The 19,860-nt window shown below is 40.2% G+C and carries 24 protein-coding genes, 1 tRNA gene, 1 pseudogene and 1 CRISPR repeat array; of the genes and pseudogenes, 12 read left to right on the top strand and 14 right to left on the bottom strand.

Going from position 1 to position 19,860, the window contains the following annotated elements; all coding sequences use genetic code 11:
* Position 1: 1 nt before the first annotated feature.
* On the bottom strand, positions 2-493 hold the full coding sequence (locus CP947_RS06775; protein WP_241646018.1) for a hypothetical protein: 492 nt from the start codon (positions 491-493) through the stop codon (positions 2-4).
* 107 nt (positions 494-600) lie between these two features.
* Between CP947_RS06775 and queC the strand changes: the two are divergent.
* The 6 genes and pseudogenes from queC to CP947_RS06745 all read left to right on the top strand — a co-directional run bounded on the left by queC (position 601) and on the right by CP947_RS06745 (position 4,947).
* A pseudogene (gene queC / locus CP947_RS06770) lies at positions 601-1,281 on the top strand (7-cyano-7-deazaguanine synthase QueC).
* Positions 1,281-1,844 carry a DUF366 family protein gene (locus CP947_RS06765; RefSeq protein ID WP_373420714.1) on the top strand — a complete coding sequence of 188 codons (564 nt, stop codon included), beginning with the start codon at positions 1,281-1,283 and terminating at the stop codon, positions 1,842-1,844. Before queC ends, CP947_RS06765 begins: the two are co-directional and overlap by 1 nt.
* Positions 1,845-2,564: a 7-carboxy-7-deazaguanine synthase QueE gene (locus tag CP947_RS06760; RefSeq protein ID WP_096712461.1), complete on the top strand. Its 720-nt coding sequence runs from the start codon at positions 1,845-1,847 to the stop codon at positions 2,562-2,564.
* Positions 2,564-2,914 (top strand): 6-carboxytetrahydropterin synthase QueD, encoded by a 351-nt coding sequence (gene queD, locus CP947_RS06755; protein ID WP_096712460.1) that lies wholly within the window; start codon positions 2,564-2,566, stop codon positions 2,912-2,914. Before CP947_RS06760 ends, queD begins: the two co-directional genes overlap by 1 nt.
* A gap of 79 nt (positions 2,915-2,993) precedes the next feature.
* A complete protein-coding gene (nifB, locus tag CP947_RS06750; RefSeq protein WP_096712489.1) occupies positions 2,994-3,953 on the top strand; it encodes a nitrogenase cofactor biosynthesis protein NifB in 960 nt (319 codons plus the stop codon).
* Between the two features lie 16 nt (positions 3,954-3,969).
* Positions 3,970-4,947 (top strand): methanogenesis marker 2 protein, encoded by a 978-nt coding sequence (locus CP947_RS06745; protein WP_096712459.1) that lies wholly within the window; start codon positions 3,970-3,972, stop codon positions 4,945-4,947.
* A gap of 2 nt (positions 4,948-4,949) precedes the next feature.
* Here the strand turns inward: CP947_RS06745 and CP947_RS06740 are convergent, their stop codons facing one another.
* Positions 4,950-5,246, bottom strand: a complete 297-nt coding sequence (locus CP947_RS06740) for a hypothetical protein (protein WP_072360333.1) — start codon at positions 5,244-5,246, stop codon at positions 4,950-4,952.
* Positions 5,247-5,381: 135 nt separating this feature from the next.
* Between CP947_RS06740 and CP947_RS06735 the strand changes: the two genes are divergently transcribed.
* The 6 genes from CP947_RS06735 to CP947_RS06705 all read left to right on the top strand — a co-directional run bounded on the left by CP947_RS06735 (position 5,382) and on the right by CP947_RS06705 (position 8,519).
* Positions 5,382-6,080 carry a radical SAM protein gene (locus tag CP947_RS06735; RefSeq protein ID WP_096712458.1) on the top strand — a complete coding sequence of 233 codons (699 nt, stop codon included), beginning with the start codon at positions 5,382-5,384 and terminating at the stop codon, positions 6,078-6,080.
* 252 nt (positions 6,081-6,332) lie between these two features.
* Entirely contained in the window at positions 6,333-6,644 is a 312-nt protein-coding gene (locus tag CP947_RS06730) for a DUF5611 family protein (protein WP_096712457.1), read from the top strand.
* Between the two features lie 11 nt (positions 6,645-6,655).
* Complete coding sequence (locus CP947_RS06725) at positions 6,656-7,174, top strand: chorismate--pyruvate lyase family protein (protein ID WP_096712456.1); 519 nt, start codon at positions 6,656-6,658, stop codon at positions 7,172-7,174.
* A 70-nt stretch (positions 7,175-7,244) separates the two neighbouring features.
* A tRNA-Thr gene (locus tag CP947_RS06720) sits at positions 7,245-7,316 on the top strand.
* A 437-nt stretch (positions 7,317-7,753) separates the two neighbouring features.
* Positions 7,754-8,071, top strand: a complete 318-nt coding sequence (locus CP947_RS06710; protein WP_164909075.1) for a tyrosine-type recombinase/integrase — start codon at positions 7,754-7,756, stop codon at positions 8,069-8,071.
* A gap of 82 nt (positions 8,072-8,153) precedes the next feature.
* The gene (locus tag CP947_RS06705) at positions 8,154-8,519 is read left to right on the top strand and encodes a hypothetical protein (protein WP_096712453.1); all 366 of its coding nucleotides are present in this window, start codon (positions 8,154-8,156) and stop codon (positions 8,517-8,519) included.
* Positions 8,520-8,610: 91 nt separating this feature from the next.
* Here the strand turns inward: CP947_RS06705 and CP947_RS06700 are convergent, their stop codons facing one another.
* The 12 genes from CP947_RS06700 to CP947_RS06640 form a co-directional block, all read right to left on the bottom strand.
* Positions 8,611-9,333, bottom strand: coding sequence for a hypothetical protein (locus CP947_RS06700; protein ID WP_096712452.1), 723 nt, complete (start codon positions 9,331-9,333; stop codon positions 8,611-8,613).
* Between the two features lie 77 nt (positions 9,334-9,410).
* A CRISPR array of direct repeats spans positions 9,411-10,366; the repeat unit is 37 nt; unit sequence GTTACCATTCCCTTTTATCACGGGTGCTTATGTCAAC.
* 301 nt (positions 10,367-10,667) lie between these two features.
* Entirely contained in the window at positions 10,668-10,955 is a 288-nt protein-coding gene (gene cas2 / locus CP947_RS06690; RefSeq protein WP_181079351.1) for a CRISPR-associated endonuclease Cas2, read from the bottom strand.
* Positions 10,956-11,966: a CRISPR-associated endonuclease Cas1 gene (cas1, locus tag CP947_RS06685; RefSeq protein ID WP_096712450.1), complete on the bottom strand. Its 1,011-nt coding sequence runs from the start codon at positions 11,964-11,966 to the stop codon at positions 10,956-10,958. It lies immediately after the preceding gene.
* 1 nt (position 11,967) lies between these two features.
* Positions 11,968-13,437 (bottom strand): TIGR02710 family CRISPR-associated CARF protein, encoded by a 1,470-nt coding sequence (locus CP947_RS06680; protein WP_096712449.1) that lies wholly within the window; start codon positions 13,435-13,437, stop codon positions 11,968-11,970.
* Positions 13,438-13,456: 19 nt separating this feature from the next.
* Positions 13,457-14,485: a hypothetical protein gene (locus CP947_RS06675; RefSeq protein ID WP_096712448.1), complete on the bottom strand. Its 1,029-nt coding sequence runs from the start codon at positions 14,483-14,485 to the stop codon at positions 13,457-13,459.
* Positions 14,482-14,982: a hypothetical protein gene (locus tag CP947_RS06670; protein ID WP_096712447.1), complete on the bottom strand. Its 501-nt coding sequence runs from the start codon at positions 14,980-14,982 to the stop codon at positions 14,482-14,484. The genes CP947_RS06675 and CP947_RS06670 overlap by 4 nt, the downstream gene beginning before the upstream one ends.
* A 2-nt stretch (positions 14,983-14,984) precedes the next feature.
* Entirely contained in the window at positions 14,985-16,334 is a 1,350-nt protein-coding gene (locus tag CP947_RS06665; protein ID WP_164909074.1) for an RAMP superfamily CRISPR-associated protein, read from the bottom strand.
* Between the two features lie 2 nt (positions 16,335-16,336).
* Positions 16,337-17,101 carry a type III CRISPR-associated RAMP protein Csx7 gene (csx7, locus tag CP947_RS06660; RefSeq protein ID WP_164909073.1) on the bottom strand — a complete coding sequence of 255 codons (765 nt, stop codon included), beginning with the start codon at positions 17,099-17,101 and terminating at the stop codon, positions 16,337-16,339.
* A gap of 2 nt (positions 17,102-17,103) precedes the next feature.
* Positions 17,104-17,619: a hypothetical protein gene (locus CP947_RS06655; RefSeq protein ID WP_096712444.1), complete on the bottom strand. Its 516-nt coding sequence runs from the start codon at positions 17,617-17,619 to the stop codon at positions 17,104-17,106.
* 2 nt (positions 17,620-17,621) lie between these two features.
* A complete protein-coding gene (locus CP947_RS06650; RefSeq protein WP_096712443.1) occupies positions 17,622-18,122 on the bottom strand; it encodes a hypothetical protein in 501 nt (166 codons plus the stop codon).
* The gene (locus tag CP947_RS06645) at positions 18,119-19,207 is read right to left on the bottom strand and encodes an RAMP superfamily CRISPR-associated protein (RefSeq protein ID WP_096712442.1); all 1,089 of its coding nucleotides are present in this window, start codon (positions 19,205-19,207) and stop codon (positions 18,119-18,121) included. The genes CP947_RS06650 and CP947_RS06645 overlap by 4 nt, the downstream gene beginning before the upstream one ends.
* Positions 19,207-19,860 carry an RAMP superfamily CRISPR-associated protein gene (locus tag CP947_RS06640; protein WP_165868986.1) on the bottom strand — a complete coding sequence of 218 codons (654 nt, stop codon included), beginning with the start codon at positions 19,858-19,860 and terminating at the stop codon, positions 19,207-19,209. The genes CP947_RS06645 and CP947_RS06640 overlap by 1 nt, the downstream gene beginning before the upstream one ends.

Here is a 19,860-nt window from a genome sequence, read left to right as displayed (position 1 = left end):
CTCACCTTTTGCCCCTTATGGTCTTAAATCCGCCGACCCTTTCCTCACAGATCTGCCTGTGGCCTTCTTCCTCTTTAGAGATATGTTCCATCTCCTTGAGGAAATTCTTCTGGTCATTTTCATCAGGAAACAGTTCCTCAATTATATAGGGCTCGATCTCAGTGATATTCTTGTAAACATCTCGTGCAAGGATTTCATATTTCATTATGGCTTTGAACATTTCGGGGCTGTCCATACTCTCAAAATCAAATACTTTTTGAGGAAGCCCTCTTGGTATTTTATCTGGAAGTGGTATGTCGGCTTTTTCCATCCAGTTTTTGAGTTTCAGGCCGTGTTTGTCTGAATCATTTGCAAGTCTTTCAAGGGCATCCAATTCTTCTCCCATGAGTTCGATGCGTGATTCCCATACGACAAGTTGTTCCATTTCTGTTTCGATCCAGTACATTTTCTGTAACTGGGATTTCAGTGTTTCTTTATCTTTTATTCCGGACACACTTTCACCTTTTATATTAATATATTGTAGATATTATATTTGCCAGTTTCGACGGGATATCTATAAATAATACCCCGGGAGTACTGGAGGAATACCGGTGTATATTAATGAAAGCGGTTTGTTTGATCAGCAGTGGATTGGATTCTCTCGCATCCCTTGCGATAGCGTCTGCAAAATAGGATGTACAGCTTGGCCTGACCTTTGATTATGGGCAGCTGGCTGTGGATGCAGAGATTGAACGCTCCCGGCAGATATGTGCCCATTATGGCATTCCACACCGTGTCATTTCGCTGGACTGGATGAAAGATATTACTACAACATCCCTGGTAAACCGGCAGGGACACGTACCGGATATGGCCGAGGCAGACCTCGGGAATGGGGAAGTGACTTCTGAATCCGCCGCAAACGTCTGGGTTCCCAACAGGAACGGATTGATGGCAAATATTGCTGCCGCTTTTGCCGAAGCCATGGATTGTGGTTATATTATTGCCGGTTTCAATGCCGAGGAAGCCGCTACTTTCCCGGACAATTCGCCGGCATTTGTCGACTGTATAAACAGGGCTTTTTCTTACTCCACTCTTAATGGAGTACGGCTGATATCTCCTGTGCTTGAAATGGATAAGGTGGCCATTGTAAAGGAAGCAGTGCGAGTACAGGCTCCGTTGGTTTTAAGCTGGAGCTGCTATCAGGGCGAAGAAAAACCCTGTGGAGTTTGTGAAAGCTGTGTCAGACGGGCACGGGCTTTCCGGAAAGCTGGCATCAAGGATCCGGCAGCGGAGGATATATAATGGGAATTAAAATGCATATAATGGATGAGATTTATGATTATGACGGCAGCCAGATATCCTCTCTCTGGGCCTACCAGATGTTCGGGATACAGGCAGATTCTGTGGTGGCATTCCGGGGACAATGTGATGTGCAAATCGCACACATGATAGATCTTGAGGACAAAAGAGAAAACGAATCCATTGTATCTGCGGACATGCTTCATTTCATCATTGAGCATTTTGATTCTACCGACCTGAAATTAATCTACACCAGACAGCGGCTTTTCACAGCTCTTGTTGCTGAAACTCTTTTTTCTATGGGAATCATGACTAAAAGGGAAGGGGATGATCTTTTTGTCAATGGGAAAAAACTGACAGTATCAATTGCAAGCACCTCTGCGGTCTCACAGAAGATACATTTTGGCATCAACGTATCCCATGATTTTTATGGCAACCTGAAAGAATGTGGTATTGCTGCAGAAAAAGCCCGGCAATTGCTGGAAGATATCACAGGCAGATACATTAAAGAGATGGAGGATATCGAAGGAGATCTTCGAAAATCCCGGCCTCTGGATGTGGTTTAAGTGGAAAGGAAGCCGGTGTCCGAGATATTCTGTGCGGTACAGGGAGAGGGTCCTTATGTAGGGGCGCGGCAGGCCTTTGTCAGGTTTGTTGGGTGTAATCTGGATTGCTCCTACTGTGATACTCCTCTCGATGAGCCGGATCATTGTCTTTTTGAAAAAGTGCCTGGAAGTGGTGAATTTGAGAAACTCTCACCCCTGCTTTGCGCTTCAGACATTGAAGAGAAAATCAGGTCATTTAATGATCTGCATTCGGTATCCCTTACAGGCGGGGAACCTCTTTTACATGCAGAATTCATCAGGGAGCTGGATCTGCCTGCCCCTGTTTATCTTGAAACTAACATGACCCTGCCGGAAAAAGCGAAGGTTGTGAAAGACTCGGTGGATTATGTGGCCGGAGATGTTAAATTACCTGAAGAATTTGAAGGGAGTAATTTTGTTGAACACATCGAACGCACATACCAGTGTTTCCGCACACTTCGCAGCAATCAACACAGGGATTGTTTCTGTAAAATTGTAGTAACTTCTTCAACTAAACCGGCTGATGTGATGGATGTTGTAGCGCAGATATCCGATTACATAAGCTGTGTAGTACTGCAGCCGGTCACACAGTACACAAGGGCTACAGATATACAAACAATACTTTCCCTGCAGGAAAATTTACTCGAAATTAAAAACACTCTAATAATCCCTCAGACTCACAAAATGTGGGGGTGTCTATAATGACAAAAATGAAACTTGGAGTAGAGGAATATATTGACAGTGCCCACTATCTGCCCGGGCATGAAAGTTGTGGTATAGTTCATGGTCATACATATAAAGTCGAAGTTGTCCTTGAAGGAGAGAAGAAGCCATCCGGAATGGTCATTGATTTCTATAATGTAAAACAGACCGTCCGATCTACTTTGAAAGAGTACGATCATTGCATGCTCAATGATATCCTGGAGTATCCAAGTTCGGAAAATCTCTGTGAGCACATCTATAACCGCTTATCCCAGCAGCTGGATTTCCCTCTCTCTGTGAAGGTCTGGGAAGGACACGGCAAGTGGTGCCAGTTAAGTGGAATTGACTGAGCAGGATTCCAAAACCTATATCTAGCTGTGACTCAATAGCAACATAAGATTTGTCTAGAGTGGAGGAAATGTTTTGGCCATGGAGAGCGGAAAGGACCCTGAGGAATGTCTGCCGGAAGAATACCGGGACTCGATAAAGAGACTTATTGCCCAGCATCCCTGCTATAACAAGGATGCACAACATAAATTTGGAAGGATTCATCTGGCGGTGGCTCCTAAATGCAATATTAAATGCAAATACTGTGACCGTAAATTTGATTGTGTAAATGAAAGTCGACCCGGGGTTACAAGTGAAGTTTTAACTCCACAACAGGCCCTTGAAAAAACACAAAAGGTATTGGAAGAATATCCTTTCATTAAAGTCGTGGGTATTGCCGGTCCGGGCGATCCGCTTGCAAATGAGGAAACCTTTGAGACTTTCAAACTTATAAAACAACATTTCCCGGATGTCACTCTCTGCCTGAGTACCAATGGTCTGGCTCTGCCTGCCAGGATACAGGATGTCCTGGATTCCGGTGTTTCCACTTTAACTGTTACTTTGAATGCCATTGACCCTGAAATAGGGGCAAAAATTGTAGATCATGTAAACTATAACGGTAAAACCTACCGGGGTGTTAAAGGAGTCAGCATTCTTCTTGAAAACCAGCTTGAAGGTATCCGCAAGGCTGTGGAAGCAGGACTGGTTGTTAAGATCAACACGGTGCTTGTTCCGGGTATCAATGAGGATCATATTATCGAGATTGCACAGAAACTCAATGACATGGGTGTGTATATCATGAATGTTATGCCTCTTATCTGTCAGGCTGATTTTGCTGACTGGACTGCTCCTACTTCACAGGAACGCAAAGCTGTACAGGATTCCTGTGAACCCTATGTTCAACAAATGCGCCACTGTCGCCAGTGCCGGTCCGATGCCTATGGCCTTTTGGGTAAAGATCTTTCTCAAATGAGTGAGCAGCGTCGCAATATGGTTAAAGTTGATGCTCTTAAAAAGGCCGAATCCGCCAAAAAGAAAACTTCTGATGACACACCAGAATAAATGTGGAGACTTTCAATTGGATGTACATACCCTTGCCCAAAAACTGCATGATTTTGAGGGTGTATCCCGGAAGGCACCTATCGCAGACATTGCACGTATGTTTGATGACGTGAGGGAAAGTTATGGGGGTGCTGTCGTTGATATGGGTGATGACGCTGCAATAATTGATATTGATGGTGATGACGTCATCCTGTTTGCGGCTGATGGGATATGGGGCAGGATCACAGAAGCAAGTCCCTGGTGGACAGGTTATACTTCTGTCGTTGTAAATATTAACGACATATCTGCTATGGGGGCACGGCCGCTTGCCATGGTTAATGTGATGTCTTCTTCTGATAAGGATGTATGTGACGGTATGCTGCAGGGTATGAAAGACGGGGTGAAAAAATTTGGTGTGCCCATGGTCGGTGGTCATCTGCATCCTGACACACCTTACAATTCACTGGCAGTGTCCATTATAGGAATCGCAAAGAAGGATTGTGTCATCCGCAGTGACACCGCCTGTGTGGGAGATACAGTTATTATCGGCTATGATATGGATGGTCGTGTGGGCAAAAATTCCCCTTACAGCTGGGATACGACTTCTTTCAAGGACCCTGAAACCGTTCGCTCCCGGTTCATGATAATGCAAAATATCGGCGAAAGACATCTTGTCACCGCCGGCAAGGATATCAGTAATCCGGGTACCATAGGTACGCTGGGGATGCTTTGTGAAACAAGTATGGTGGGTGCAGAGGTAGATCTGAGACAAATTCCCAAACCTGCAGATGTTGCCCTGGATCAGTGGCTGATGATTTATCCGGCAACCGGTTACATTGTGACTGCAAAACCGGAAAATGTCGATGAATGCCTGGATGCATTCGAGGAAGTGGATATAACTGCTGCAGCCATCGGGAAAATTGATGATAGTTGTTGTGTGAAAGTAACCGATGGTAAAGATTCAGCAGATGTTTTTGATTTCAGCAAAGATTTAATAACGGGGATCCAGGAGTAATTTCACTCGGATCCCACGTAGGCTTTCAATTCATCATAAAGGTATTGTTCTGCTGCCTGGACGGCTTCAAGTTCTCCCCTCAGTACTATAACTTCTCTTTCATCACATTCAACAATGTTTACACCAATCTTTCTCTCAAGGGGTTCAAGATCGAATTCTTCAACAAGATCATAGACCAGATATGAAGGAGTGCCCGGAGGGATTACGAGGTCATACAGGCCTTCGATTTCAGCTCCCATCTCATCTTCCATTTTTTCCTTGCTCAGTTTTAGGTCTTCGAGGGTCAGTTTTTTTACCATAAGTTCACCCGTAACGTATATCTTGAGGCTAAATTGGTTTTTCTGGTATTATAATTTGTCCATGGTTGCAGGCGTAATTCAATTTTAGAAAGTTTGATATACTTCTATATTTATTGTTGTGAGTGGGAATATAAAATGCGACTTATCAATATGGGGTTAAAGGGAGAACAGGTACGTCTGGACTTTTTTGGATGTAACCTGAAATGTCCCTATTGTATTCATATCAGGCAACCCTTTGAGGAATACAGTATAGATGAAGTTGTTGACTTTGTTAAAAATTCAGCTGCAAAAAAGGTTTTTATCGGAGGAGCCGAACCCACTCTCCAGAAGGATTTAATCCCTTTGATTGAGCGGTTGTATTCAATGGGTATGGAGATCATTTTAAAGTCGGATGGCATGAAACCTGAAGTACTGGAGCAATCTCTGCCCTTTGTAAAAGGTTTTGTTCTGGAATTGAAAGTTCCACTTGAAGACACGGCTGCAATTGAGGAACTTACAGGCATTTCCTCCAAAAGGGTAGAACAATATGTAGCAAATCTCAAAACATCGATAGATATTGCTAAAACCAGATGGTTGCGACTCTGGGTTCGTGTAATTCCCGGTTATGTTACTGAAGAATCCGTGAAGAGGATGTTGCCTGTTATGGAAGGAGCCTGTGAGGTACTTCTTTATCAATTCTTAAGCAATCCCGACTTTGATCATCCTTTTGCAGGATACACCTCGCCTGTGCCTGCCTGGGAGGATATGGAAAGCCTTGCCGCTATTGTTGCAGAAAAGGTGCCCCGTGTAATAATTGTGGGAGAAAATGGGCGTAAGATAATTGGTAAGGAATAATTTTAACGATAAGGTAATGAGCAAGGTATCGTAAAAAAAAGCAGATTGGTGGTATGGTGGTGGTACGATATGAAAGCTGCTTTTCAGCCTTGCTCATTACAAACCGCACTATGATATGAAGGTATTTAAATATGTTTTTATATATGAGAAATTATATTTTGTTTATTTGTTTTCTATGTGGTTTGAATTCAGATAATTTTTTTAGACCAAAACATTTATCCATGTCTGCCGGTATGTAATTAATCGATCTACATGCAGGAATACAAATTAAAACGTGGTCATTCCCCCGATATTGAACGTATCTATGAAGCGCTTGAGGAATGTTTCCCTTCCGATATATCCAGAAAAGGAGATAGATTAGTTACTTCATACGGTGTTATGAAGGAACTTTCTGTGTGGATGAACGGTAAAAAACTTGCAGTTGACACGAATTCTGAAGCTGAAGGTGTCTCTGATGAGATTATTCTTGATACCAACAAGAGATTCCGCGATTTTCTCTATAAGGCAACAGGTTACACTGCCAAGGAACGAGTTAAGAACGCCAAGAAGGCAGTTTCCAAATAACAGGATCATACGTGTTTGCCAATCGCGACTTTCTCAAGGATCTTAAGGCTTTTGAAATTCCCACATGCCTGCGTGTCTGTGCAGGTACCGATGGTTCTGTCACTTTCCTGCTTGAGATCATGACACGCCACGAAGTTGAGGTAATTACCGAGGATCAGCACCTTGTAAAAGCAGATGAGGAGATGGCCGGGCTTTTGGATGTGGATGTTGGTGAAGAAGTGAATCATCGCACCGTGCGATTGGTGGCGGATGGTGTCCCTTATGTTCATGCGGTTTCCCTCTCTCCTATAGGCCGTATGCCAGAAGAGGTTCGCAGGGATATGATGCGTGCCGATATACCAATTGGTAAGATCCTGCGTAATTACGGCATGGAGACCCGCAGGGACCTTGATACCATACAGATGGAAGCCGATGGTCCACTTTTTGGCAGTCGTGAATGTCTCTCAAGGACCTATCGTATTGTGCACCACAATGACACGCTCATGTGGATCAAAGAACGCTTCCCTGCAGATGGTCGCTGGTTGCTCTGAACCGAATCCAGAAAACCGAAAACTTATTATGGTATCACTCCTATTGAGGGGTCGCAGTCAAGAAAAGCGTGCCTCGGTGGCTTAGGGGTGTAGTGCGTCCTTGGTAAGGACGAGGTCGCGGGTTCGAATCCCGCCCGAGGCTTTAAACTTGCAGTACAAAGCCCTCCTGCCTTGAATGATCAAGGAAGGTGGGAAGAATGTCTGTATTCTATGATACTGAAAGAAGGCTCAAGTCTTCAGAGAGACGTATTGAAAATTCTAACTTTTCTGAACGAGATAAAAACCTCCTTTTTTCTTATGAAGCTGATCTTTTTGTAGACGGGCTTGGTGAGTGTCAAGTTCTTAAATATCTGGACCAATTGTATCGATTACGGCTCTGGCTGGATACTGATTTTGAGTTAAGAGAACGATCTAAAGATACTTGTCGGGTACATACAGAGAAGGGATGTATCTGCTTCTACAAAGAGGGACTATAAGATATGTCTTCGAAAGTTTTTCCGATGGCTGTACAATGATGATTCTGTACTAAATTGGATCAAGATCAAAAGCAAGGTCAATGAATCGAAAATTCCTGAAGAATTGCTGACAGAGGAAGAAATTCTCAGACTCATCGAGGTGGCTGACCATCCCAGGGACAAGGCAATCATCGCTACTCTCTACGATACTGGTGGAAGGATAGGAGAAATTGGGACACTTAAGATAAAACATATTTCTATAATGGAAACATTTTCAGCTAATATAACTTCTTTTGGTATATTAATTCAAACTCAAATGGTGTACCGTGGTCGAAAAGGCAACACCCGAAAGATATCTATTCCTATCTGGGCCAAAAGTTATGAACAGTATTTTGTGAGGGATGCCATGAGAATTTTATGGAAACAACTTAAAAATAGATAATGTATCTTATCTTCAAAAAAGAATTAATTCAAATGATTGAAACAATGCTGTCAACAATGAGTAAGATTCTGTATACTATGAAATGACTGATAAAGTGATTGTTATATCTACTATAGGAGCCATAAAAGAATCAAATAAAATTAGCTTAGAATTGATAACTGAAAAATGCGGTCCTCTGTCCTTAAAGTTTAATGAAATTGAACCAGATAGTTTAGTTCCATACCCTCGGTCAGTAAATAGAGCATACATTTTGGATAAACTAATATCATTTAAAAATGATGGGATTGTCAAAGAAAATGTTATTTTTCAGTTTCAAAGCAAACAATACTATAAGGACCTTAGTGCACATTTGATTTTTTTCACTGTGATATCTGCTGATTTGGAAAGGAATCTGAGCAATGATGAGGCGTGTTCAAAGCTAATAGAGGTAATGAATGAGTATATATAAGCAACTTCTGAAAAATCTAATATCATTGCTTCGCCATGAATTTCAGAAAAACTCTTGGCTGAATGAATCAAACTCACAACATTAGTTCAAATCATATGTTACTAAAATACTTATTATACCAATTATCTTTAGTGTCGTAATATCCGATACAAACAGATTCCAGATGTTTGTAATCAATTCCATCAAGCATTTTCTGAATCTGCCTTAAAGAGACCTCTGTCTCTGCATCATATAAAAAAATGATTCTGGGCAATATGTCTCCTTGATAATTCTTTCTTTTCATTTCTTCAAAAGATTTATCAAATCTTTTTACTTTATCAATTATAATTTCAGGTGGTGTTTTTGTTTCGAATTCAATAATGTTAGTAATTGAGTATCTTGAATTTGTACCTGGATCACGCTGACAATATATTATGTCGGGTAATATCAACCTTGATTCCCTGGTGCAGGGATATGGAAGACTGTTGCTGCCAATAACTTTTTTCCAATCCAATTGATTGGACTTTTCAGTAACGGTTTTTCTGATTTCATCAAGTGTGTCGTTATGGGATAATTGTTTTGTATTACAATCCCTATTTCCTTCATTACCATTGAAAGTAATTGTAGCCTTATATTTCAGGCATTCTCTTTTCAATGAATGTGCACGATTGTGTTTTAGACACCAGAAGTATTGTGGAGTCTCTGAATTTGTCTGATCTAAATCGATGTATCGTCTGTGTTCTTGCCAGATCTTCGTTTTTGGTCTGTGCCATACAACCTTATCTTCTGTACTGCATAATGAGCAAGCATAATACATTTTTTCATTAAGTTCCATGTTCATCGACCTATAATTATTGAGCAAATCGTTCTTTGAGTGGATAATTTGTCACATAGTCTAAATAGATTGCAAAAGGAAGTATTCCCTATTTTCACGGGTGCTTATGTCAACTCCCAAAATGGTAAAAACTACCATTTCAAAACAGAAAATGGTTACCATTCCCTTTTATCACGGGTGCTTATGTCAACACATATCTATGTGATAAGTTTTATGCGCATGAGGCAGGCGGTTACCATTCCCTTTTATCACGGGTGCTTATGTCAACTTAAAAATTTGGAAACGTGGAAGGAGAAGGCACCACAGCCACACGAGTTACCATTCCCTTTTATCACGGGTGCTTATGTCAACATATAATGCACCGTTCGACCTTGGAAAATTAAGTTCTGTTACCATTCCCTTTTATCACGGGTGCTTATGTCAACAGATTACAGCACTACTACCTATGTATGGCCTAACAGGTAGTTACCATTCCCTTTTATCACGGGTGCTTATGTCAACTTAAGACTAAATTGGGAATGAGCAAAACGGAGGCTGCTAAGTTACCATTCCCTTTTATCACGGGTGCTTATGTCAACACATTAAGCGTATAGATTTGACCGTATGAGTTCAGGGTGAGTTACCATTCCCTTTTATCACGGGTGCTTATGTCAACTTATATCCTCATGTAATGAAAAAATATGACTATCCGTTGTTACCATTCCCTTTTATCACGGGTGCTTATGTCAACAAGATACGTGCAGATGCTACTTCTGAAATGGGTGCACAGGTGTTACCATTCCCTTTTATCACGGGTGCTTATGTCAACTTAGCGTATATGAATTGGATGATAGTAACCAATATGTAAGTTACCATTCCCTTTTATCACGGGTGCTTATGTCAACAGAACTGAAATTAAACATGAATTAATTTATATAGTGTTACCATTCCCTTTTATCACGGGTGCTTATGTCAACATTTTACTTTATCAATTAATATTGATTTAACTTAACTTATGTTACCATTCCCTTTTATCACGGGTGCTTATGTCAACCCCTATGTTTTTTTCCTTTAAATCCTTTTTGGAGGCATTAGAACTCTTCTTTTTGAGGGGGTAGTGTACAGACCTCAATTTGCCAGTACCCTTTAAAAAGGTCTGTACAATCGATAGCAGGAGGCGTCGTGAAAATTAACGCTGTTAACATCAGTAAAACACTATCAAGTGCCATCATCAAAAAAATATTAATATAAAGTCGATGTCCGTTTAAGGCAAGATTTCTATCATTGATGCCTACAAATGATAATATATGTGTACAGACCTCCTTTTTACTCAACCCCTTATAAAGGTCTGTACATCATAATGACAGATGCTTGATTTCCTGAGGCAATGGTTCTAATGTAAGGACATTATTCAGACATTCCCTGCATAAAGGAAATACTGTGATATTATCTGTTTCTGCTAGATTACTGTCAAATAGTAGGGAGGACAATTCATTTATTTTATTCGAAGGAATTTCACCTGCAAAAACACTATATTGAATTCTCATTAAACCATAATATTGAAGAATATCGGCAATCTGTAATCTTGTCCTGTCATTCTCAATATCATATGCCACAACAATATATTTTGAAGGCAGGAACAATCACCTCCTTCTGTACATGAAGGGTTCATACTCATAACCCTCAACAATTGCCTTTTGATACTCGATGGCCTGCAGGTCAATAATGTCCTGGAAAGTCTTCTTTCCATCCCTGTAGATCGTCTCGCTTTCAAGTCGGGAAAAAATCATATTTGCAAAGATTTTCTTGAAACGATTGTCTATTCTGCAAAATCCATCTTCGTTTGAAAAATAATCAAGATGCACCTGATTTCTGCCGATCATGGTAAGTACAACTCTATCTACAACAGGTTGTCTGAATTCTTCAATCAGATCGTACACAAGTCCTTCCTGATTTCTGTAATTCGAATGAAGCACACCACGGTATGGATTCAGTTTGGCTTTGTTAATGGCTGCACGTATTTTTGAATACAGAATACCGTATCCATAACTTAACAACACATTTACAGGATCAGGGGAAGGATGTTTTATTCTGCGTTCGAATTCAAATCTAGCAGGAATAATCAGTTTAAGAGCCTCAAAATATGCATTTGCAGCACTGCCTTCATAACCCATCAGAGAATCAGTATGGGATACGTCATACATCTTATCTATGATATTTTCAATACTGGCAACAAACTCTCCCAGTTCTATATCCCGACTGTTTTGTATCGTTTGCAGTATACTCTTTTTGTTAGTTGCTCCTGCCAGACATATATTTTTAGCAATATCGAGTTTATGAATAGAGTCTATTGAAAGCTGTTTTTCCCATATATTCATATACTGGCAGTATGCATGTGGAAACAGGTACCCGATTGGATTTCCAAAACTATCCATACAAGACAGGCTTACATTATTCTCGAAAAGTAATCTTATGGCACCAGTACTTATGGAATGCTCTCCTGAAAGTATCACATCCTCAAGTTTGGATGGGGTAAAAGATGCTTTTTCAGAATTCTCTCCCTCTTTCCATTCCACCACCAGTGAATTATTATGTTTTTTCAACTTTTTTCCATATCCAGATATATGGAGGGTAGAAGGTGTCGAGGATTTCATATCAGATCAGCAGTTTGGGGATATCAGACCGTCTGGCTAATTGTTTGAATTGCTTTTTGCCAAGGGTACTGGCAATTATTTTTTCAGTCCCATTAAAAAGTACATTGTAATCTTCCCTGGTGATTGGATTCGTACCGTGCGCAAGCAAAGAGCGATTTCTTTTATCTCTAAGATTTTCTCCATTCTCATCTGAACTATTCATACGACCATACATATGTGCAGATGGAACATTGATTACCTGTAATATTGTCATAATATCATTCAACCCAGGAGGTGACCTTGGACTATCAAAATTAGAAATTTCTTTGAACCTGGCAAACAAATCCTCTTTAGTCATACCATGATCTGCTGCAAATTTTTCATAATCAATCTTGTTGATGTCGCAAACGCCTTCCTTTTCCATCAAAAGAGCCGCACACATTTCAAGACAGCGATATAATCTTGCAGTTGCATCGTCATACTTACCTTGAATCGCCCTGCGCTGGGCGTTTTTGAAAATATCCACTATACGAAACTTATCCACGATATTGGTACCAGGTTTCCAGTGATTCTCAATCTCTTCCAGGAACTCAATATTTTGTCTAAGGTCATCTTCGCGTACAAGCCTTATTCCATATCTTTTACAATCTGCACAAATGGATTTTAACCTGTCTGAAAGATAGGATTCGTCTTTTCTCTCCTTTGCACTGGAAGCAAAACTGCTATGTAAAAACCTATCCCAATCACAGTACACCTGAATAAAATCCTGCAGTAAATCCAGTTTCTTACCCAGAGCAAGATCCCTGACTTTTCCTCTTAATTGTTCACATACCTCTGCTGCAGCATCAAAATACCCATTATCGAAATTTGCTTTCAATATCTGCATATCCACATCCCCATAGTAGTCATAGGGATTCTCTATATCACAGATCTTGCCTGTAAAAGGAACACTGATACCCATTTTTTCCTCGGCATGCAGATATATCATCGGAATCCTGTAAAAGAAGGCAAATGATCCCACTGCAGTACCCATAATCTTTCTTCCAGCGGTAGGATCAATTCTTACATTCTGTCGATTACCGATTTGCGGAAGTACTTCATTTTTTAATACATTATAATTATGTGCAGCATCCAGATCATCAATCTCTATCTTTTTAAATTCAATATTCAATTTTTTAATATCTGGATCAGCCTGGATTTTGTCAGCCACATGCTCTGAACCCTCGGTATGCAAAAGGATACTTCTTTTGGGTTTAACAGAAATCTGGGATAAAATAATAGGAGCCTCACGCATCCCCACCGTGCATATCAACACGTCACAATTGCCTGTGTATTCTGGAAGATACTTCTTCTCATAGGAAAACAATTCCTTTGATATGGATACCAGCTGGGTCCTATCATCCGAATTTTCAAAATCCGAGATCCTGTCCAGTACATATTGGCAATCTGTACTGTCGTTTACCCTATTTTCGATATCTCTTTGATTAACCATCAGAAAGCACTTCCTTAAATCAAATAGGCAACTTATAACTTTGTTCGAGAATAATCAGGTCCTTGAAAATAGAAGGATCACCTGTTTCAACAGAAATTCTGTAATCGTCCCAATCGTCCTCATTTTTGCCTGTCCATATGCCATATATATCGATATGTTCCAGACGTATATGACCGAATATTATTGCCATGCAGTAAAGCAATTCAACAAGCTCTTCCCACTGACACTCGAAGTTAGTGTCATAATTAGATGGCTGTTTCATGTACACAGAACGTATCTTTTCCTCATGTGCCATTGCAGTAAAATCATTATCACCACTTATCAAAAGAAGGTCCACATTACGCTTATCCCTAAAAAATTCATACGATTGAATGATATTATTATCCCCCAGACCCTTCCCATTGATCTCTTCACAATTTAATTGGGCCATCAGATGTTTGTATTCTACTGCACCCAATCGGGCCATACGGGCAGTTTTAGGATGCTGGTTCAGAAAACGTGTAGCCTGTGGATGTAATGCACAGAGTTTGTCGATATCTGATTTTTTATGTTTATTTTCCCATTGATTGCGCAATTCTCTTTTAACGACCTCACTCAGGCAAAAGCCAATGTTTGGAGAATCCGCCAAAGACAATTTGGATAATGTGTTTTGAATTAAAAGGTTGCTTCTGTGACGTAAGGAATTGGTATCGTATCCAATAAAAAGAGGCTTATCACCCTTCAATAAGTTACGTTTGCCTTCATCCTGTAATTCATGTTCAAGTACGGATTCATTTTCCGAATTTAACAGGGATGAGGCATACATACATATTTTAAAGTCATCATGATCAGGAATTTCCCGAGACAAGAAATTATCATTCCGATAGAGACGTAATGCATTACTTCTGCTTGTTCTGAAATATTCTCTGGAAATAGCAGTTATTTCGCATTTTTCGCCAATCCTGATATCCAAAAGATGTCCCAGAGGAGGATAATCCACCTCCAATTGGCTGGAAGTTTCAGATAAAACATTAAGCAAACCAATCAAATATTGTTTTGGTATTATCATTCATCTTCCCCAACCGATGTATTATCATAGAATTCTTTCTTCATATCAATCAAGGCATGGCGATGTTTTGGAATTAAAGGATACGGAGAATTCTGATACCTGTTATCTGATAGATGCATGTAATATACATGATCCACCCCCATCTCCAGTCCAACTTCCATCGATATGGCTGACATATATTTTCGTCCAGGCGTGATATCCACAGCAACCTCATCATTATCACCGATTTCAGAAAGAAGGGAACGATATTTGTTATGAATCATCTGAAAATCAGTTTCTACAATGTCCTCGGTGGAGTATAGCGGGTCGATTACACCATATTTTTCAAGAAGTGTGGGGACCCAATTGCCAATAGTGTCCTTCCACTCTTCTTTAAGTTCCCTGTTTGTAAGGAACTTGACATGTTCGGGTACATAACCTTCTTCCCTGCAGGCCGCCCAGATTGTATTGATTACAGCAAACGGGCTCGAACCAATAAAAGCCAACCAGTATTTCATATTTATACCATTAATTCCAGGAACTTGTTTGCCTCAAATTTTTCTGGTAATACTGGATGAAATCTCACAACATTGCGTGAAGATTTTCCTGTTTTGTTGGGATCGGCAACACTTTTTCCTGTAATTGTACATTCTTTTTTCAGGATGTTGCTAATAAGTTCAACTTCGTGCCTTTCAATATTATCAAAAACCATCCAGAGTTTCAGTCTTGTATTTGCAGGAATCATATCGCTAGAGGCAAATTGTTCTAGTGGAAATGCATCGGAGATTAAAATCCTTGAACGATGTTGGTTATTACCCACAGAGGCACCAAACAACTCGTCTATAGTATCTGCATCTTCACCTTTAGAAATCAATGTATGTCGAAGGTAACCCTTGATGGTTGAACCTGGTATTATTGGTACCCCTTGATTGGTTACGGTAGCCTCATCTGCCCCTGGCATCTGGAAATCCTTCGTTGTAATAATCTCATAAGGAACAACCACATTGCCTTCCAATTTATCGGTAGAATAAGCACGATAGTATACATCGAAATCTCTACGACATGTATCCTCACCGTTATCTATATTTTTCAGGTACTTCTTTGCTGCATTACAGAACATAATAGGGTCCATTTGTTCTGTCTTCACCTGAAACAAGGCATCATCATCATTGTCAACACTCTTTTTTGCAACCCTAACCCGATTTACATCTACAAACCCGTTTCCTCTAGATGTCCCTCCTCCAAGACAGCATCTCTTATGGTTGAATTCATTCAGGGCAAGTAATACAAAACCAACTTCCTGCTCGTTTGCATTATCAAGATTAATAGTGACATCAAACGAATTGTTTGCTGTTACAATTTCTTCAAAGCGAGGATTTGCATTTGGTACTTGTCCGTTGCCTTTCTTTCTGGTTTGCATCACATATTCGTGTCCCCTTTTTTTATAGCGGGTTGCACAGTGTGGACGTTCTCCCAGAGCAAGGTTCTGATTTAGTTCATCGGAAAGATGTGCATCCTGTACCCTAATACTGGCACCTTCTTTCTGTGATCCAAATATTGAGCAGGGAATACAATCCTCTTTTCCACAAAGCAAATTGTTATCTCTTTTATTACTTACAGCAATGCAGGATTTGTTTTCATTGAAAGTACGTATTATTCTTTCAACCGTACTTCTCAATACACCTTTAAGGCTGCTGCCTGGTATATACGGGTCGGGTTTTTTTGTCTGGGCATCATAGGATAAGAGTACTGGACTCTGTGAGAGAGAATATGCACCTGCATTCTGTCCACCACCGATACGCAGAGGTGTAACCAGTGTTAACCTGGCAGTTATTTGCCATCGATTTTGAAAGATGCTATAATCGGTCACTATCATCCCTCTTGACAGACATGCTTATCTTCTTTTACATATTTGGACCAGTCAGCAGCAGCATTTGATTTTAAATCCTGATATTCATCAGTCTGTGGAGAATATTCGCTTCCTTCATATTTGCCGTCAAGATAATCCTGTGCTGTAATCAGATTGAGTTTTTCGATTTCAATTTCCACTTCCCCAAATCCTCGGGACACAGCATGACCTATGTTTCCACTGCATGCATTGAAAAAATCGATCAGACCGAGTAATCCACCAAGTTTTGCATGGTCATAGAGATAACCATCCGATTCAATTCCTGTGTTTTCTATTGTTATTGTTCCCTTGAATATTGTACCCCTGGGAACTGCCTCTATATCATATTTGCCACCATCACGGGCTTTCCTTGTCTGGCGGTCAATGGCTACACTATCTCTGATCAATGTCTTTTTATTATCGGCAACTGCATCTTTAATGCGTATCGATGATGCCAAATCTTTGCCTCCGAAAAGGTAGCAAACTGGACACTCATTACAGCCTCCATAACTTTCATTATCAAATACATCACACACTTTAATATCCAGTCCTTTAAGCAATCGCTCCACTTCGGTTCGCATTACACCTTTCAGACTGCTACCTGGTATGATTGGATAACCTTCCGTATTTTTGATTACAGGATTGTCAACCTCTGCAGGTTCAACAGTAGTGTGACCCCCGATATGTAAATCGGATTTCGTAGTGACCTTATACTGCAAAATTGCTCTGTCCACCAGTTTTCTGAACATAATTATCTTCCCCTGGGATTGTTTGATTTCCATTTCATAATTTTGTCAACGATTATGTCAACATCTTTTTCTCTGTCAATAAGGCCAAGTTCGGCATTGACCATGGTGTGAACCCTCTCACGCACTTGCTGATCACTGGCAGACATCCCGAATATATTACAAACCGCATCCATACTCCAGTTACTGTATCCTATAAGATAACGTATTCTTTCCCTGATTTTTTCAGGATCAGATTCTTCCCTTTGTATCTTTTGGACTTTGGAGAGCAACATTTGCAAATAGTCACTCAATTTAGCATCAGAACGTGGTAAAAAATAAGATGCACTTTTTGTGAAATGTAATATTGCAGATTGTGGATCTTCAAACTCCCGCAGTGCTTCAGGAAGATTTTTCAGTTTGCCCCTGGAAGGAATTTCGTATTTATCTCCTTTTTTATTGGGAGATGGAATTTCCAGCATAAGTTCATACGAATCCAGAACTATACTCCCCAACTCATCTCTATTGAACTCAACAGTCATAATTATCTCCTCCTTTTATCCCTGGAATTACCTTTCCTTCTGTTATCATCTATGAATTGCTTTAAATTACCCGTAATCTTTTCTTTATTTACATATTCACAATCAAGCTCCAGAGCAATTTCATCTATAAATTTATCTTCAGATTTCTTGTAAGCATATTCAAGAATTTTTATATTCCATAATACATATTGTAACAAACGCTGTATATCTTCTACATCTCTTTCAGATATAACTTGAATCAAATTATTCCCAAAGTCCTTATTTTTCTGGCGTTTTGCGCGGATTTCACCCTGAGCCTGGTACTCTTTCTTCCCCTGAGGGGGAGCAGGTGAATATTGATCTATAATATTCTTGATATCGTTAATGTTGCCTGAGTTCCCAGCTGCTACAATTCTGCGAATCTGGTCAGTAGAATACGCTTTAAGTTCTTTTCCAGCTTTCCACATGGCCAGTGTTGCCAGTTCCCAGGCATATTGATTGATTTCGATCAAATTGCTGCTCATAGATGGCCCTCCATGAAATACACGTCACCATATCCACTGTTGATCATCTCCCCGATTCCATAGACTTCCAGAGTTGCCATGACTTCAGGGTCTCCTTCAACCACTGCGCAGCTACCCATTCCAATACAGGGAATGATCTCGGAAACCTTGTTACCTTCCTTAATGGACCAGCCACGTGCAATACCTTCATTGAGTTTCTGTGAACCCTTATCTCCACTCACAATTTTGAAATTTCCCTGAGTGGCGCAAATGTCACAACTTTTAGAAACATATTGTTCGAAATTCTCATCAAAGCCTATAATGGAAGTTTCACCATCCCTGAGAATCATTGGAGAATTAGTAACCATCATTGCATTCTTGAATTGCGAGATATTACTGGCTTTTTCCTGAATCATATCAGATGCAGGAGTTGCATTGAAATTGGAAAATGTCACAGTTCCATATCCACGGGAGCGGAAACCACCCAGTCCCCCAAATATACCAGATTCATTCAATGCTTCTTTCAAACCATCTACATATTCATCTTCAACAATACACTGGAATTCGAATTCTGTACCCTCTACAATACTCTCTATGTTATAGGGAGCAATGTCATCATATGGTCCAGGACTTGTATTACCATCTCGTGTAATCGGACATTTTGTAGAAATCTGTGTATTCACCGAGACGCTTTCAAGTTCCCCTGTTTCAAACGAATCAGCAGTAATAAAGCCTCCATATTTTTTCCCTTCATGCAAACACGGTCTGTCTTCCACTGTATTGGTACACTCTTTTTTGTCAGGTTCAATCATATGACCACATTTTTTGCACCACTTAAATGATACAGGACAGGCTCGTGTGGACTTACCTTTATTAATCGGCAGAGCGTTTTTGAAGAATACTCCAGTTTGACTCATATCCTCATCTTCATTGATGCGAAGGGCGTTGAATAGAGATTTGTTATTATTGTATAGGTAATACCCCACCATTCCCCGTATTGTTCGGCCTGGAATATACTCAAGGGTTTTTGAAAAATTTCCAGTCTTTTTTCCTGTTCCAATATGCAGAGGTGCCAGGTTTTTCAGTGTTGCCGTTAAAACTTTCATTATAAATCTACCTCTGTGCAAAATTGCTCATATTTGATCTCTTTAATTCCAGCAACTTCAAAACTACCCATTCCACGTGACCGTTCACCACCAAGACCATAATGACACATTGAATGCAGGGCACCCCATAGCAATTTATTATCGTCATCACTTAAGTTTCGGATTATGAAATATCCTGAAAAAACAGTGCCTGATGGTACTGCAAAAGTTCGATATAATCCACCACCTGTATTCGAAAGCATATCTCTATCTATAGATACATGCATCCTTGCAGATGTACTCTTATTCCCTTCCGTATAGACAAAATCAGTTACTCGAATTTTACCTTCCGTGTACTTATTATCGTCATTGGGAGTGCCAAATATCCTGCAGACATCACACGTTTCATCAGATAAATCCCTACAGCTTCGAATTTTGCGCTTATTTTCTTCAGATACTTCCTTTTGATCTGGGTCACCCGTAACCCAGCAATTAACATCTTTTAAAGTGCGTATTATCCGTTCTGCCTCTGTTCGCATAACCCCTTTGATATGAGTGGCAGGTATGTATGGCATATCTTCACTGTTTTTCAGATAGTCAATCGTTGAACCGCTGGATTTTCCTGCTGTATGGAAATCACTGGTGGCTTTGAGTGATACTTTCCAAATATTCAT

The sequence above is a fragment of the Methanohalophilus euhalobius genome, assembly GCF_900215215.1.
GTDB lineage: Archaea > Halobacteriota > Methanosarcinia > Methanosarcinales > Methanosarcinaceae > Methanohalophilus > Methanohalophilus euhalobius.
The sequence above is the reverse complement of the archived record's forward strand: the minus strand, read 5'-3'. Positions and strand labels throughout refer to the sequence as shown.